Genomic DNA, 15,417 nt, shown 5'->3' with positions numbered 1-15,417 from the left:
ACTTTAGCGGAGCAGTAGAAGAATGACAAAGTATGCTTTGGTAGGTGATGTGGGCGGCACGAACGCGCGCCTCGCATTATGCGATGTAAGTAGCGGTGAAATTTCCCGGGCGAAAACCTATTCCGGGCTGGATTATCCAAGTCTTGAGGCCGTTGTCCGCGTCTATCTGGACGAGCATCAGGTAAGCGTCGAAGATGGCTGCATCGCCATTGCCTGTCCGATAACCGGCGACTGGGTCGCCATGACCAACCATACCTGGGCATTCTCCATCGCCGAGATGAAAAAAAACCTCGGCTTTGCGCATCTTGAAATCATCAATGACTTCACCGCGGTGTCCATGGCGATCCCGATGCTGAAGTCTGAGCATCTGATCCAGTTCGGTGGCGCTGAGCCGGTCGAAGGTAAGCCGATTGCGGTTTACGGGGCCGGTACCGGTCTGGGCGTTTCACATCTGGTGCACGTTGCTCAGCGCTGGGTGAGTCTGCCGGGTGAAGGCGGTCACGTTGACTTTGCGCCAAACAGCGAAGAAGAGGGCATTATCCTCGAAGAATTACGCGCGGAGATCGGCCACGTCTCCGCCGAACGCGTGCTGTCAGGACCGGGGCTGGTGAACCTGTACCGGGCGATTGTGAAGTCAGACGGTCGTCTGCCGGAAAACCTGCAGCCGAAAGACGTCACCGAACGCGCGCTGGCGGACAGCTGCATTGACTGCCGTCGTGCCCTGTCGCTGTTCTGCGTGATTATGGGACGCTTCGGCGGCAACCTGGCGCTGACGCTGGGCACCTTCGGGGGCGTTTATATCGCGGGCGGCATTGTGCCGCGCTTCCTCGACTTCTTTAAAGCCTCCGGCTTCCGCGGCGGGTTTGAGGATAAAGGGCGCTTCAGAAGCTACGTGCAGGACATCCCGGTTTATCTGATCGTGCATGATAACCCAGGCCTGCTGGGGTCGGGTGCCCACCTGCGTCAGGTTCTCGGTCAGATTCTCTGATGCCTGGCCCTCTCCCACGGGAGAGGGCTTTTTCGTTACAGGTGCATAAGCTGGCGGAACTCTTTCACCTTGCTGCGGCTCACCGGCACCTGAAAATCCAGATCCTTCAGGCGCAAGATATAGGTGTTGTTAAACCACGGTTCGATCTCGCGGATCTTGTTTAAATTCACGCAGAACGAGCGGTGGCAGCGGAAAAAGTGCGACGCAGGCAGCTTGCTGCAAAACTCGGTGATGTTCATCGCCATCACGTAAGATTCCCGCCGCGTATAAACAAACGTCATCTTTTCATGGGCTTCGGCATAGTAGATATCATTGACCGGCGTCACGATGATGCGCTCATCTTTGACCAGATTAATGGTGTCGTTTTCCCGTACCGTTGGGCTGGCGCTTGCAGGGGCGATCTGCTGCTGCCATGCGGCCTCCAGCTTTTGCAGCATGCTGACAATCCGCGACTCCTGGTAAGGCTTAAGGATATAGTCAAACGCTTCCAGCTCGAAGGCCTCTACCGCGTGCTCTTTCCATGCGGTAACGAACACAATAAACGGCTTATGGGCAAACTGATTGATGTTTTGCGCCAGCAATACGCCATCCAGCGACGGAATGTTGATATCCAGGAAGATGGCGTCGACCCGGTTATGCTGCAAAAACTTCAGCACGTCCAGACCGTCATCAAAGGTGCCCACAATCTCCATCTGGCTGTGGGTGTTGATAAGCCAGGTTAGCTCCTGTTGAGCCAGGATTTCATCTTCTACAATGATGACTTTCATGGGTTACTCCACCTGGGGCAACAGTGATGTTGTTGAATGAACGGGAGTGCGCTCGTTCGGGACGTAAAAAGCAATTTCGGTACCCGGTTCAAGACGCTGAATGTGCAGCCCATCGCCGTAAAGCAGCTTGACCCGGTGATGCACGTTCAGCAGGCCGATTTTATTTCCGGGCATCTCGTTAGACTCCACGCGCTCAATAACTTTTGGATCAATGCCGTGGCCGGTATCGCGCACCGCAATACGCACGCGGTTGCCGCTTTCGGTGACGCTGATGGTGACGACCCCTTTGCCTTTACAGGGCTGAATGCCGTGAACAATCGCGTTTTCGACCAGCGGCTGGATAAGCAGGCTCGGGATCACGCAGTTGACCTCTTCATCAATATCGTAAATGACCGTGAGTTTGTCGCCAAAGCGCGCCTGCTCAATCGCGATGTAGTCTTTGATCTGATACAGCTCTTTTTTGATGTCGATCTGCTCGTCATCTTTTAGCTCGATGTTGTAGCGCAGATAGCGCGACAGGTTAAAAATCAGCTGTCGCGCGGTGTCCGGATTAAGACGTATGGACGAGGAGATCGCGTTCAGCGCGTTAAACAGGAAATGGGGATTGATTTTGCTCTGCAGTGCGCGCAGCTCTGCCTTATTTGCCATCTCACGCAGCTGTTCTGCACGGGAGACTTCCAGCTGGGTGGAGATAATCTGCGACAGGCCAATCGCCATCTCCTGGAGCGAGGAGGTGATCTGATGCGCGTGACAGTAATAAATCTTCAGGGTGCCCGTCACGACGCCTTTCTCCCACAATGGGATCACCAGCATCGAGTGGATTTCCGGCGTTCGGTGGGCTTCATCATTATTTTTAATGATGATTTTACCGTAGTTGATCGCCTGTCTGGTGGTTGGGCTGATGGTGTCATCGTTGTCGCGATAGTTGTGTTCCCCGACGCCAACGTAGGCCAGCACGTGGTCAATGTTGGTGATGGCGACGGCGTCTGCGTGGATGTCGTGGCGGATAATCTCGCAGACCTGACGCAACGACTCCGCGTTAACGTGGCGAAAAAGCGGCAGCGTTTTGTTGGCGATATCCAGTGCCAGCTTGGCCTGACGGGCGGCGCTGGCCTCTTTTTCCCCTTCAACGCTTTGCACCAGCAGCACGATAAAACCGATGCACACGCTGCCCAGGATCATCGGAATCCCGATTTTCGAGACGATATCCAGCCCCAGCGCGGTGGTCGGGGCCCAGACGACGACCAGGATCATGGTCAGCGTTTCGCATACCATGCCTGCGACGATCCCTGCGCGCCAGCGCTGTTTTTTCGGGATTTTGCGGCTGATCCAGCCGGAGAGCACCCCGGCGATAATGCTGGTAATAAAGCAGGGCACCGCCGTGACGCCGCCGATATCAATCAGGTAGCGATGGGTTCCGGCAATCACGCCGGTGATAACGCCCACCCACGGGCCAAACAAAATTCCGCCGGACATCACGGCGATAATGCGCACGTTAACCAGCGAGCCCTCTACCGGCACGCCTGACCAGGTGCTGAACAGGGCGAACAGCGAAAAGATGGCGGTAACGGCCAGCAGCTCTTTTGGCGAGTGGGCGGATTTGTGCAACAGCTCGCGAAACAGGCGAATGCGGATGAGGAAGAACAGGCAAATCAGCATTAATGCCGCACGGTCAAAAACCGCCAGCAGCATAGTGAATATTTCGTGCACGAGTAGACCTGGGAAAACGGGAAAGAACCATGATAAAAAACCTGACGCGTATTGACCAGCTATCCGTCAGGTTTATCAAATGAGGAAAAACCATAATTCTTAAAGGGGATTGTCCGGCGGTCACGGACACGGCCTGATTTTTTATAGCCAGCGTATCGTCAGGTAACTGTTTTGATATCATCCTGTTAAATAACGGCTATCAGAAAGCCAACCCTGAAACAGGGGCTTCCGCTTTTTGGCACTGCCAGGTTCCGGTTTTCAGGCGATCGCTTTTTTTTCATTTCCCTCTCGACAGCATGATTTTTTTCAGGTTATTTTCTAAGCATGCCACATCGGTGGCAGCGTCGCTCGGACGGTCCGGGCGCTAACGTTAATCTGAGGAATCTATGGCTGAATTCAGTCCTGAACGCCGTTTTACGCGTATCGATCGTCTCCCCCCTTATGTTTTCAATATCACTGCTGAACTGAAAATGGCTGCGCGTCGGCGCGGCGAAGATATTATTGATTTCAGCATGGGTAACCCTGACGGCCCAACGCCGCCGCATATCGTTGAAAAGCTCTGCACGGTTGCCCAGCGTCCGGATACGCACGGCTACTCGACCTCTCGCGGTATTCCCAGATTACGTCGCGCGATCTCGCGCTGGTATCAGGATCGCTATCAGGTTGATATCGATCCGGAAAGTGAAGCGATTGTCACCATCGGCTCGAAAGAGGGGCTGGCACATCTGATGTTGGCCACGCTGGATCATGGCGATACGGTGCTGGTGCCTAATCCAAGCTACCCGATCCACATCTACGGCGCGGTGATTGCCGGGGCGCAGGTCCGTTCCGTTCCGCTGGTGGAAGGTGTCGATTTCTTTAACGAACTTGAGCGTGCGATTCGCGAAAGTTATCCGAAACCGAAGATGATGATCCTCGGTTTCCCGTCAAACCCAACCGCCCAGTGCGTGGAGCTCGATTTCTTCGAGAAAGTCGTCGCCCTGGCTAAACGTTATGACGTGCTGGTGGTTCATGATTTAGCCTACGCTGACATCGTCTATGATGGCTGGAAAGCGCCTTCCATCATGCAGGTTCCGGGCGCGCGTGACGTGGCGGTCGAGTTCTTTACGCTGTCAAAAAGCTACAACATGGCGGGCTGGCGTATTGGCTTTATGGTGGGTAACAAAACGCTGGTGAGCGCACTGGCGCGCATTAAGAGTTACCACGACTATGGTACCTTCACGCCGCTACAGGTCGCGGCTATCGCTGCCCTGGAGGGCGACCAGCAGTGCGTTCACGAGATTGCCGCCCAGTATAAGCGCCGCCGTGACGTGCTGGTAAAGGGCTTGCATGAAGCGGGCTGGATGGTGGAAATGCCGAAGGCGTCTATGTACGTCTGGGCAAAAATTCCGGAGCCGTACGCGGCGATGGGATCGCTGGAGTTTGCCAAAAAGCTGCTGCAGGATGCGAAGGTGTGCGTATCACCGGGCATTGGCTTTGGTGATTATGGCGACACCCATGTGCGATTTGCCCTGATTGAAAACAGCGACCGCATTCGTCAGGCGGTGAGGGGCATCAAGAGTATGTTCCGGGCCGACGGCCTTCTTTCGTCTAAGAGTGTGGCTGAACATCCCGCGTCGACATGACATAAAAAAACAGGAGCCGATGGCTCCTGTTTTTTTGACTGCATGTTCTTCACTAGATCATCAGGGCAAAGGTTCCGGCCCAGACTAAAACAATCACCGAAATGCCCATAAAGAAATATTTCACGTTTCATCGCTCCGCGTATCTTGTGGTACGCATTTAAAAACAGAGTCCACCTGATTATAGAGAACTGAAATCCGGTCAAAACGGAAATGAGAATTTTCCCGTTACGCCGCTCACTCCAGCTCAGAATTCTGTGCTTTCCTGTTGCCAGACGGCGCTAATGTACGCCTAAAAATGAGGGGTGACAAGAGGGATTTTTTTAAATAATTTCCGTTACTTACGAGTGTCGTGGAACGGCGACAGTTTGATTTCGCATCGCAATAAATTCACTTTGGGCGACGCAATGAAAGACGATTTCTCAACGGGATGACAGGTGATTGAAAAGGTTAGTTTCTTAGCGAAACTAACCTTAATGAAAGGCTTAAATATAGAGTGAGGCTTCGCCAAGAGGGCGGGTTTTGAAACGACGATGCATCCACAGATACTGCTCTGGCGCACGCATGATTTCAGTTTCGATGACTTTATTGATAAACGCCGCGGCTTCGCACTCGTTTTCCGGATAGTTAGCCATTTCAGGAGAGATGTGCAGACGATAGCCTGATTTATCTGCTTTTCTCACCATCGTTACGGTCAGCATTGAGGCGCCTGACAAACGAGAAATGACAAAGGTGCCGTTAGTCGTCGCAACCTCTTTAACCGCAAAGAAAGGCGCAAAGCTGCTGCCTTTACGTCCATAATCCTGATCGGGTGCAAACCAGACGGCTTCACCTTTCTTCAGGGCACCGACCATACCGCGCAGATTGTTACGGCTGATCATCGCCTTATTGGAACGCATGCGGCCACGCGTCTGGACCCACTCCATCAGCGCACTGTTGTGTGGTCGATAGGTCGCCATCATTGGCTGGCACAGGCCCATCACGCGGCCACCCAGTTCCAGCGACATAAAGTGAACGCCGACGACCATCACGCCGCGTTTTTGCATCTGCGCGCGTTGCAGGTTATCCAGTCCTTCTACATCAAACCACTTACGGACACGCTCATCCGGCCAGAACCAGGCCATGCCGGTTTCAAGCAGCGCCATGCCGATAGACTTAAAGTTTTCAGCGATGAGCTTCTCGCGCTCTTCGGCATTGTACTGAGGAAAGCAAAGCTCAATATTTTTCCGCGCGATAGATTCGCGACGTTTCAGGAAGACGCGCGAAGCGCTGCCCAGTTTCGACCCCAGCAAACGCAGTACAGGGTACGGAAGTTGAACCAGCAGCCAGAGAACGCCAAGACCAAACCATGTAAACCAGTAACGCGGGTGTAAAAACGCGCGTTGAAATTTGGATTGAGACAAAATAGTGAAACCTATGTGAAGCCTGTAAAGGTAGCGCAGAGTTTGCGATACGACGTGCCGATAAGACCGTTCTTCAAGGTGATGGTTGCAGGCTTTACCGAACTTTACGGCGTTGCCTGGCCACTGCTGATTTGGGCGGGCGGCGTAATGTAGCACCGTTATACGATATGTGCTATTACTCGTTTTTGATTAAAAAAGCGGCAGTTCGGAAGGTGATTGATTTTACAGATTTTATAGGCAGTCGCATGAAAGCGCCTTTCCTGCCTGAGCGGAAGGCAAAAGCGTTAGCGCTCATAGGGAAGGCGTAAAGAAAAAAAACGGTATTGTTGATTTGCGCCAAATTAAACATTTACGCCTTTATTTATTCCTCCGCATAATAAATAAGAAATTTCTTCGTGAAAATTCTTAAGCGTTATTCATACCATCAATGGAATAGCCATCTGCTTTCATCCATTCCTGTCTTCTTTTAATCGTGCCGCAATAAGATATTGTCGTTCTTTCGCGCTTTTTGACGTTATGCTGTGATGCAAATCAAAACATGATGTTTTTATAAACATCTCTCTGGCTACAACCCCTTCTGCGATACAAATATTCGATTTGTGCGAAAAGAGCAGTTTCTTTTCCTGATTTAGTTGTCCTATTTACGATAATGTCTTAGTGGAAAATTCTTAAGAAAATTCTTGTATCGGATTAATGATCTGTGTATTTGATTTTGTTTCGATCATTATTCTATTATTGCGCATCAAGAACGATACCGTGAAGTTGGCATAGCAAAACAAAGAGGGATGATTAGATGGCTGACAGTTTTCAGAATGAGGTGCCTAAGGCACGTATTAACCTGAAGCTTGACCTGCATACTGGCGGAGCAAGCAAGAAAATGGAATTACCCTTGAAATTGCTTGTTGCGGGTGATTTCAGTAATGGGCAGGAATCTGCGACAATATCTGAGCGCGAAAAGATTAACATCACCAAAAATAATTTTGACAGCGTTCTTTCCGAATATTCCCCAAAAGTTAACCTGGCCGTTAAAAATACGCTGTCTGACGATGGTGGTGAGGACAACATTCAGCTGACTTTCCAGAGCATGAAAGATTTCACGCCAGAGCAGGTGGCTGCCCAAATTCCACAGCTGAAGGCGATGCTGGCAATGCGCAACTTGCTCCGCGATCTGAAAGCCAACCTGCTGGATAACCAGACTTTCCGAAAAGAGCTGGAGAAAATCGTTCTTGACCAGTCACTTAGTGCTGAGTTGCGAAATGAACTATCCGCACTGGCTTCAAAAAAACCTTAACCATCATGCTGTTTTAACGGATTAATCAAGGAATGCTCATGTCTGTACAAAATAATACTGCTGGCGGGGAAAGCGTGGTGCTGGAACGCCCTGCTGTGGGTGGGGTATACGCTTCACTGTTTGAGAAAATCAATCTGAACCCGGTCTCCGAACTGAGCGCGCTGGATATCTGGCAAGATGCGCAGGCGATGTCGGATGCGACCGCTGACGAGCGTCTCACCGCAGGTATGCAGGTCTTTCTGGAATGCCTGACCAAGGCAGGCTCGAAGGTCGAAAAACTGGATAAAAGCCTGATCGATCACCACATCGCTGAGCTCGATTACCAGATAAGCCGCCAGCTCGACGCCGTTATGCACCATGAAGAATTTCAGGCGGTTGAGAGCCTGTGGCGCGGCGTGAAGTCGCTGGTTGATAAAACGGATTTTCGCCAGAACGTAAAAATTGAGCTTCTGAGCATGTCTAAAGAAGACCTGCGCCAGGACTTTGAAGACAGCCCGGAAATCATCCAGAGTGGTCTCTATAAACACGCCTACATTGATGAATACGATACCCCGGGCGGCGAGCCGATTGCGGCGCTGATTTCCGCTTATGAGTTCGATGCTTCAGCGCAGGATGTCGCTCTGCTGCGCAACATCTCTAAAGTATCTGCGGCTGCACATATGCCATTTATCGGCTCGGCAGGCCCGAAATTCTTCCTCAAGGAGTCCATGGAAGACGTCGCGGCGATTAAAGATATTGGTAACTATTTTGACCGCGCGGAGTACATCAAGTGGAAATCGTTCCGCGATACGGACGACGCTCGCTACATCGGTCTGGTGATGCCCCGCGTACTGGGACGTTTACCGTATGGCCCGGATACCGTTCCGGTTCGCAGCTTTAACTATGTTGAAGAAGTCAAAGGTCCGGATCACGACAAATATCTGTGGACGAATGCGTCGTTTGCCTTCGCGTCCAACATGGTGCGTAGCTTCATCAATAATGGCTGGTGTGTACAAATCCGTGGCCCGCAGGCCGGGGGGGCGGTTCAGGATCTGCCTATCCATCTGTATGACCTGGGTACCGGCAATCAGGTAAAAATCCCGTCTGAGGTCATGATCCCTGAAACGCGTGAATTCGAGTTCGCGAATCTGGGCTTTATTCCTTTGTCCTACTATAAAAACCGCGACTATGCCTGCTTCTTCTCAGCCAACTCCGCCCAGAAACCGGCGCTGTATGACACCGCAGATGCAACGGCCAACAGCCGCATCAACGCACGTCTGCCGTACATCTTCCTGCTGTCGCGTATTGCCCACTACCTGAAGCTGATTCAGCGCGAGAACATCGGTACCACCAAGGATCGCCGACTGCTGGAGCTTGAGCTGAACACCTGGGTCCGCAGTCTGGTGACCGAAATGACCGATCCGGGCGACGAACTTCAGGCATCTCATCCACTGCGTGATGCAAAAGTGGTGGTGGAAGATATTGAGGATAACCCGGGCTTCTTCCGCGTGAAATTGTATGCGATTCCGCACTTCCAGGTGGAAGGGATGGACGTCAACCTGTCGCTGGTTTCCCAGATGCCGAAAGCGAAATCGTAATAACAGGCAGGAAGCCGATGAAAACGGAACAACCGTTATGGGGTAGGGGCATTATGGTCGCTCCCCAGCATTTTCAGCAACAGGTCGCGTATGCGGCCTGGTCTGCCGAGTGTATTGCCCGGCTGGGCCTCTCCTGCCCGTGGGGGGTGATAAATGCTACCTTCGAGCCGGAAGCTCTCAGGCTTGGACGTCTTCAGGCCCGTCATCTGCATGTCCGTTTTCAGGACGGTACGCTGATTGATACAGACAATGCTGATTCGCTGCCTCCGGTACTGTCGCTTGAAAGCGAATCGCAGGAGCTGACGGTGGTGCTGGCGCTCCCGCTACTGCGGGCGAACGGCGGCAACTGCCTGAAACCCGATGAGGTGGCCGAGCGTCCGGTGCGATATCGTCAGCGCTGGCGGGATGTACGCAATACCTTTGGGGAAGACACTCGTCAGATTGCCGTGATGCAGCCTGAACTGACGCTGCGTTTTGCCCATCAGAACAACAGCGATTATCTGACTTGTCCGGTCGCCCGCCTGCAGCAAGACTCGCAGGGTACATGGCTATTGGATGAAACATTTCTTCCTCCGCTGTTGACCCTCCAGGGGAGCCGTTGGCTGGTTACCCAACTGGAACAACTACTGACACAACTGCGTGCGCGACTGTGCCGTCTGATGGCAATGCGGCGTGAAAGCAATGAGCGCATGGCTGATTTCGCCGTGGCAGATGTATCACTGTTCTGGCTGCTCAACGCGCTGAACAGTGCCGAGCCCGTGCTGGGTCAGTTCCAGCGTAATCTTCAAAGCCCACCGGAACGTCTGTATCCGGAACTTTCTCGCCTTGCAGGGAGCCTGCTGACCTTTTCCCTGGAACATCAGGTGAGCGCCATACCGGCCTGGCATCACGAGCAACTCAATGCGGTATTTCCACCGCTGTTTGATTTGCTTGGCGATCTGCTTGAAGCCAGCCTGCCGTCACGCGTGGTGGCCCTGGCACTCGACTATGACCCACGGCTGCACTTCTGGCAGGCTCGCCTGCATGACCCGCGTCTGCGCGAAGGGGCTGATTACTATCTTTCTGTGCGCTCACCGATTCCGGTGGCGCAACTGCAGGAGCAGTTTCCGCGCCAGTGTAAGGTGGGCAGCCCTGACCATGTGCGCGGGATCGTCAACTCTTCCCGCGTGGGCGTGCCGCTGACGCCGCTGCGCCATGTGCCAGCCGCCATTCCACTGCGCCTGGAAAATCAGTATTTCAGTCTCGATCTCTCCCATCCTCTGGCGACTGAAATGCTCCAGAGTGGGACATGTATGTTTTACGTCCCGGGCATGCTCGGCGAGCCTGAACTTGAACTCTTTGCGGTATTGAGAACATGAGTGAACGTAAACACGGCGCTGTCGTGTCTGTTGATATTGACGCACTGCTGCAGGATACCTGGCTTCAGGTCATCAGCCTTCGCTATGGCCCGCAGTTTCAGGAAGGAGAAGGTCGGGTCTTGTGGGAACGCTGTATCGCTGATGTGGAACGCGTTCAGCGTGAACTGAAAGCGAGTGAACTTGATGAAGCCAGCTGTAAGCATATCCTCACTGCACAATGTGCATTGCTTGATGAGGCAGTCAAAGGGCGCGGTGTAGAGGATGATGCCTGTGTGCAGTGGTATGACATTCCTCTGCAGGGACACTTCCTCGGCACAATGGACGCGGGTGACACTTTGTGTGACAGGATGCGCGATGTGCTGCGTGAACCTGCACCAGATAATGCCGTACTGACCTGCTTCCAGCGGGTAATGATGCTCGGATTTCTGGGAGATTTTCGTGCGCTAAACGATCCGGAACGCCAGAAGCTGGTCAGCGCCCTCAATGAGCGCGTTACACCGTTCAGCTACCCGCAGACCCATCCAGTTCTGGCAGAGAGCCGCAGCGGACGGGGAGCGGGAGGCTGGCTGGCGTCATGGCCCGCGCGTATCGGCCTGAGCGTGATTGTTCTTGCCGCACTCTGGTGGGGACTGGATCGCTGGCTCGATCAGATGCTGCTGACCCTGTTGCCGGGAGTCGTAAAATGAGTCCTGTACAACAGCGCGGGCTTGCGCTGTGGGCTGCCCTGCTGAGTGCTGTGGTCTGCCTGGCTTTTCTGCCGTTATCCCGGCTGGCTTCAGTGCTCGTTCTGCTGGCGATGATCGGGGTCATAGTCGCGTTCTGGTATATCGCCAGACCTCGTGCGGAGCATGACGTCAACCTGCGTCTGGATGACCTTCCTGAAACCACTTACCGTCAACCTGTGGTGTTGGTTTGTGGCGATATGCCTCTGACCTGGCCGCAGCAGTCACCAGTACTGATCGTCACGCAGGGATGCTGGATCCGCGTTGAGGACCATCAGGATCTGGAGCAGGTTGCCCGTCAGATTCTGTGGCAGCGCCCGGACTGGGGGCGTCAGCTGTCGGTGATGGTCAGTGTCTGCCCGCAGAAACATGTCGACAGCGAAGCCCTGACAAGTCGTCTGCTGGCTCTGCGCTGGCAAATCAGCCAGTTGCGTAAAGAAACGGGACAGTCTGTGCCACTCATTCTGAATGGTCAGATTGGCAGCGCGATGACGGATGACATGCTCTGGCAGGCCGCTATTCCGGGTGAAGGGTGGACTGTCTGGCGTGAGTCGAATGCGCCTTGTTCGATCGCCGCGTGGGTCACCACTGGCGGTGCGCCTGTGATGCAGCAGCAGGTGCTGATGAACAGCCTGATGAGCTGGTTCCATCAGCATGTCCAGGCGGTATTCATCGATGAGAATCCTGATATTCCGGTCATTGCACCTGCAGCGCAGCTGTGGGGAATGGGACCGATTCTTGCCGGAAGCCTTGCGTCCTCTGCCTGGACGGCATGGTTATCGCGTCATACTGCCATGCAGCAGGTAGCCGGCTGGCAACCGATAGGGACGGACAGCACGGTGATCTCACCCTTACCGGATTTCATCCTGCCGCTGCTACCGGAAGGAAGTGGACTTACTCCCCGCGCCCGCACCTGGCGCTGTGCCCTTGGTCTTTTCACCCTGGCGGCCATCGCCGCGCTGCTCAGCAGTGGCTGGAACAATCGCCAGTTGCTGCATCGCGTGAGCTTCGATATAGCCCGTTACGACAGTCTCTCCACGGATGACTACGGCCCGAAAGCTAGCGCCGTTGCGGCCCTTCGTGAGAATTCTGCGTTGCTGGATGACTATGCACGTAACGGCGTACCGGTCCGGCTGGGCCTGGGGCTTTATCAAGGGGAACGTCTACGGATATCCCTACTGGAAGCGATCCGCTCGTATATGCCGCCGCCTCCTAAACCGCAGCCAACCCCAAAACCAGCACCGAAAATAGTGAGGCTCGACAGCATGTCGCTGTTCGATTCCGGCAAGTCCGTGCTGAAAGCGGGTTCCACCAGGATGCTGGTGAATTCACTGGTTGGCATCAAAGCGAAACCGGGCTGGCTGATTGTCGTGTCTGGGCATACCGATAACACTGGCAATCCGCAGCTGAACCAGACGCTGTCTCTGAAACGCGCCGAAGCGGTGCGCAACTGGATGCGGGACACGGGCGACGTGCCCGAAAGCTGTTTTGCGGTGCAGGGCTATGGCGAAAGCCGTCCTGTCGCAACCAACGACACCCTGGAAGGGCGTGCGCTCAACCGCCGTGTCGAAATCAGTCTGGTACCGCAGGCGAATGCCTGTCAGATACCCGGCAAACACCCGGCGCCATCGCAGGATGATGGCGCTTCACTACACAATGGAGAGTAATTCCATGGCAATTCCTGTTTATCTTTGGCTGAAGGACGACGGCGGCGCGGACATCAAAGGGTCTGTTGACGTTCAGGATCGTGAAGGCAGCATCGAAGTGGTTGCACAGGAGCATATCCGGCTTTTCTCCGGAGATAAAATGGCAGTCGCTGTATAAGGGTTTACCGGAAGAGATTTATCCCGAAGATGCGCCTCTGCTGGTGCGGGTTATGTTTGACGATCTGCAACAATGGAACTGGCTTCAGGCGCTTGCAAAAGAAATGTCCTCAACGGCACCTTTACTGATTATATGTTCGCCATGGACATTGTCTGGATTGGGTAAATGGCTTACTGAAATCGTTAATGCCCGCCAGGAAGGCAGAGAAGGTGTTTTTCGGTTCTGGGATACTCGTATTTTTTCTTATCTTTTTACGGATATTCTGAGCGCTGAACAGCAGGCGCAACTTAAAAGACCCGTAATAGGCTGGGGATGGCAGGATCGTGATGGACAGTCGGTATGGCTTACAGGAAGCGGGAAAATCCCGAAGCGCGACGAGTGCGCTGAGCAAGTAGATTTCAGCGATAAGCAATATGAAAAACTTATGTGCTTATGTGATGCAAAACGTTTTATTGACCAGAAGTTACTAATGACAACGATGTTTGCCTCAAAGGAAGCTGAATTCAGGGCGTGCTTTGAGGGAATGGTGAGCGCTACCCAGGCCGGCGTATTGTTCGACGATAAACGTGATGCCTGGGTGATCGACTATTTGACCCGATTGCATGCCGGAATTTGATAATGAAGGTGCTGAAAGTATGTCCTAAGTAACCACGGATCTGTTACCGGCCTGAATTTCCGGCTCAGGTCCAGCAGGTGTAAGAGTGGACGACGCAATACAAGGAAAATAAGGATGAAGATAACAATATCAGGCGTATTACTGGGTGTTTTCTTACTGGCCGGATGCAGTCAGCCAAAGGCTGAGGCGCAAACGCAAAGCGGTGGGACGGGAACAATAAAAGCCATCAACCATACCAAATGGGCCATCAATCATTTCAGCGTAAACGGTCAGTCGGGCATAGATGCTATTGGCCCTTTTGACGGTGGCGGAGGTGGTTGCTGCTACGGGGCACCTGCGGTCTGGAAGCCCGGAATGACGGTCAGAATTGACTGGGAAACTGGCAAGGGTTCTTCTGCTGGTTTTCCAGGATTTGCAGATGAAGAAAAGTACCTTGCATGGAAAACTAAAATCGATGCACAAAAGAAACAGCATAGTCTGACAGTTTCTGTTCCCGATTATACAGGACAGGAGACCTGCGGTATTACGGTGCATTTTTTACCCTGTGATGATGTGAAGGTCACAACCAGTTGCTGGTCACCTGCTAATGCAAATTACCCGATCAAACTCCCCCTGGAAATGAAGGAGCCAAAAGTATGTCCGAAGTAACCACGGATTTAGTCTGGTATCAACCTGAATTTCCTGCTCGTGGCAGCAGGCTTACAGCCTGCCAGTCATAACCTGAACAGAAAGTTATCCCGGGCCGGAAATGATTTAATTATGTCAACCGACGGCACAACTAAATGATTTTACCTGTAAGAGTGGACGACGCAATACAAGGAAAATAAGGATGAAGATAACAATATCAGGTGTATTACTGGGCGTTTTCTTACTGGCCGGATGCAGTCAGCCAAAGGTTGAGGCACAAACGCAAAGTGGTGGTGCAGGAACAATAGAAGCGATTAACCATACCAAATGGGCCATCAATCATTTCAGCGTAAACGGTCAGTCGGGTATTGATATTATCGGGCCTTTTGATGGCGGCGGCGGGGGGTGTTGCTATGGCGTACCGGCAGTCTGGAAGCCGGGAATGGCTGTTCGCATAGACTGGCAAACTGGTGTTGGAACTTCTGAAGGTTTCCCCGGGTTCGCTGATCGTGAAAAGTATAAAGCTTGGGAAAGAGAAATTACGGCACAAAATCGCCAACACAGCAAAACAGTCCCACTGCCAGATTATACAGGACAGGAAACCTGCGGTATTACGGTGCATTTTTTACCCTGCGATGACGTAAAGGTAACGACCAGTTGTTTCACCTACGGTAGTCCGTCCTACCCGATCAAACTACCGCTGGAAATGAAGGAGCCGAAAGTATGTCCGAAGTAACCACGGATCTGGTCTGGTACCCACCTGAGTTTCCTGCTCGGGGCCGCAGGCTTAAAGCCTGTCGACCATAACCTGAACAGAAATTTATCCCTGAACAGAAATGATTTAATTATGTCAGCCGGCGGCACAACTAAATGATTTTACCTGTAAGAGTGGACGACGCAATACAAGGAAAA

General features: G+C 53.0%; 15 protein-coding genes and 1 pseudogene. 12 read left to right on the top strand and 4 right to left on the bottom strand.

Annotated features, from left to right (window positions below; all coding sequences use genetic code 11):
- The first annotated feature begins 22 nt into the window (after nucleotides 1-22).
- A complete protein-coding gene (glk, locus tag BMW97_RS15425; RefSeq protein WP_045909391.1) occupies nucleotides 23-988 on the top strand; it encodes a glucokinase in 966 nt (321 codons plus the stop codon).
- 35 nt (nucleotides 989-1,023) lie between these two features.
- On the opposite strand, the gene BMW97_RS15420 is transcribed toward glk, so the two are convergent.
- Nucleotides 1,024-1,755, bottom strand: coding sequence for a LytR/AlgR family response regulator transcription factor (locus BMW97_RS15420; protein WP_045909390.1), 732 nt, complete (start codon nucleotides 1,753-1,755; stop codon nucleotides 1,024-1,026).
- A 3-nt stretch (nucleotides 1,756-1,758) separates the two neighbouring features.
- Entirely contained in the window at nucleotides 1,759-3,465 is a 1,707-nt protein-coding gene (locus BMW97_RS15415; RefSeq protein ID WP_045909389.1) for a sensor histidine kinase, read from the bottom strand.
- 386 nt (nucleotides 3,466-3,851) lie between these two features.
- On the opposite strand from BMW97_RS15415, the gene alaC reads away from it, so the two are divergent.
- Nucleotides 3,852-5,090 (top strand): alanine transaminase, encoded by a 1,239-nt coding sequence (alaC, locus tag BMW97_RS15410; RefSeq protein WP_045909388.1) that lies wholly within the window; start codon nucleotides 3,852-3,854, stop codon nucleotides 5,088-5,090.
- A 52-nt stretch (nucleotides 5,091-5,142) separates the two neighbouring features.
- On the opposite strand, the gene ypdK is transcribed toward alaC, so the two are convergent.
- A complete protein-coding gene (gene ypdK / locus BMW97_RS15405; RefSeq protein WP_099458937.1) occupies nucleotides 5,143-5,214 on the bottom strand; it encodes a membrane protein YpdK in 72 nt (23 codons plus the stop codon).
- 358 nt (nucleotides 5,215-5,572) lie between these two features.
- Nucleotides 5,573-6,493: a kdo(2)-lipid IV(A) palmitoleoyltransferase gene (lpxP, locus tag BMW97_RS15400; protein WP_090392995.1), complete on the bottom strand. Its 921-nt coding sequence runs from the start codon at nucleotides 6,491-6,493 to the stop codon at nucleotides 5,573-5,575.
- A gap of 12 nt (nucleotides 6,494-6,505) precedes the next feature.
- On the opposite strand from lpxP, the gene BMW97_RS24135 reads away from it, so the two are divergent.
- The 10 genes and pseudogenes from BMW97_RS24135 to BMW97_RS15355 all read left to right on the top strand — a co-directional run bounded on the left by BMW97_RS24135 (nucleotide 6,506) and on the right by BMW97_RS15355 (nucleotide 15,241).
- The gene (locus BMW97_RS24135) at nucleotides 6,506-6,643 is read left to right on the top strand and encodes a hypothetical protein (RefSeq protein WP_159427010.1); all 138 of its coding nucleotides are present in this window, start codon (nucleotides 6,506-6,508) and stop codon (nucleotides 6,641-6,643) included.
- A 640-nt stretch (nucleotides 6,644-7,283) separates the two neighbouring features.
- The gene (gene tssB, locus BMW97_RS15395) at nucleotides 7,284-7,781 is read left to right on the top strand and encodes a type VI secretion system contractile sheath small subunit (RefSeq protein ID WP_045909386.1); all 498 of its coding nucleotides are present in this window, start codon (nucleotides 7,284-7,286) and stop codon (nucleotides 7,779-7,781) included.
- A 32-nt stretch (nucleotides 7,782-7,813) separates the two neighbouring features.
- Nucleotides 7,814-9,358 carry a type VI secretion system contractile sheath large subunit gene (gene tssC / locus BMW97_RS15390; protein WP_045909385.1) on the top strand — a complete coding sequence of 515 codons (1,545 nt, stop codon included), beginning with the start codon at nucleotides 7,814-7,816 and terminating at the stop codon, nucleotides 9,356-9,358.
- 17 nt (nucleotides 9,359-9,375) lie between these two features.
- On the top strand, nucleotides 9,376-10,716 hold the full coding sequence (tssK, locus tag BMW97_RS15385) for a type VI secretion system baseplate subunit TssK (protein ID WP_045909384.1): 1,341 nt from the start codon (nucleotides 9,376-9,378) through the stop codon (nucleotides 10,714-10,716).
- A complete protein-coding gene (gene tssL / locus BMW97_RS15380) occupies nucleotides 10,713-11,402 on the top strand; it encodes a type VI secretion system protein TssL, short form (RefSeq protein ID WP_045909383.1) in 690 nt (229 codons plus the stop codon). The genes tssK and tssL overlap by 4 nt, the downstream gene beginning before the upstream one ends.
- Nucleotides 11,399-13,105, top strand: coding sequence for an OmpA family protein (locus BMW97_RS15375; protein WP_045909382.1), 1,707 nt, complete (start codon nucleotides 11,399-11,401; stop codon nucleotides 13,103-13,105). Before tssL ends, BMW97_RS15375 begins: the two co-directional genes overlap by 4 nt.
- Before the next feature lie 4 nt (nucleotides 13,106-13,109).
- Nucleotides 13,110-13,220, top strand: a pseudogene (locus BMW97_RS15370) (type VI secretion system tube protein Hcp); the annotation flags it as partial.
- On the top strand, nucleotides 13,186-13,878 hold the full coding sequence (locus tag BMW97_RS15365; protein WP_254783056.1) for a toxin Tle1 chaperone Tla1: 693 nt from the start codon (nucleotides 13,186-13,188) through the stop codon (nucleotides 13,876-13,878). The pseudogene BMW97_RS15370 and the gene BMW97_RS15365, both read left to right, overlap by 35 nt.
- Nucleotides 13,879-13,992: 114 nt before the next feature.
- On the top strand, nucleotides 13,993-14,526 hold the full coding sequence (locus tag BMW97_RS15360) for a Tli1a family immunity protein (RefSeq protein ID WP_045418376.1): 534 nt from the start codon (nucleotides 13,993-13,995) through the stop codon (nucleotides 14,524-14,526).
- Nucleotides 14,527-14,707: 181 nt separating this feature from the next.
- Nucleotides 14,708-15,241, top strand: coding sequence for a Tli1a family immunity protein (locus BMW97_RS15355; protein ID WP_045909378.1), 534 nt, complete (start codon nucleotides 14,708-14,710; stop codon nucleotides 15,239-15,241).
- Nucleotides 15,242-15,417 lie beyond the last annotated feature (176 nt).

It is taken from the genome of Enterobacter sp. NFIX58, assembly GCF_900110475.1.
In the GTDB taxonomy this organism is placed as follows: Bacteria; Pseudomonadota; Gammaproteobacteria; order Enterobacterales; family Enterobacteriaceae; genus Enterobacter; species Enterobacter quasiroggenkampii.
This window is presented reverse-complemented; position numbering and strand designations above follow the sequence as displayed.

Coding starts and splice junctions, on each gene's coding strand:
- glk (WP_045909391.1), top strand. CDS start 23: ATGACAAAGTATGCTTTGGTAGGTGATGTGGGCGGCACGAACGCGCGC.
- BMW97_RS15420 (WP_045909390.1), bottom strand. CDS start 1,755: ATGAAAGTCATCATTGTAGAAGATGAAATCCTGGCTCAACAGGAGCTA.
- alaC (WP_045909388.1), top strand. CDS start 3,852: ATGGCTGAATTCAGTCCTGAACGCCGTTTTACGCGTATCGATCGTCTC.
- tssB (WP_045909386.1), top strand. CDS start 7,284: ATGGCTGACAGTTTTCAGAATGAGGTGCCTAAGGCACGTATTAACCTG.
- tssC (WP_045909385.1), top strand. CDS start 7,814: ATGCTCATGTCTGTACAAAATAATACTGCTGGCGGGGAAAGCGTGGTG.
- tssK (WP_045909384.1), top strand. CDS start 9,376: ATGAAAACGGAACAACCGTTATGGGGTAGGGGCATTATGGTCGCTCCC.
- tssL (WP_045909383.1), top strand. CDS start 10,713: ATGAGTGAACGTAAACACGGCGCTGTCGTGTCTGTTGATATTGACGCA.
- BMW97_RS15375 (WP_045909382.1), top strand. CDS start 11,399: ATGAGTCCTGTACAACAGCGCGGGCTTGCGCTGTGGGCTGCCCTGCTG.
- BMW97_RS15360 (WP_045418376.1), top strand. CDS start 13,993: ATGAAGATAACAATATCAGGCGTATTACTGGGTGTTTTCTTACTGGCC.
- BMW97_RS15355 (WP_045909378.1), top strand. CDS start 14,708: ATGAAGATAACAATATCAGGTGTATTACTGGGCGTTTTCTTACTGGCC.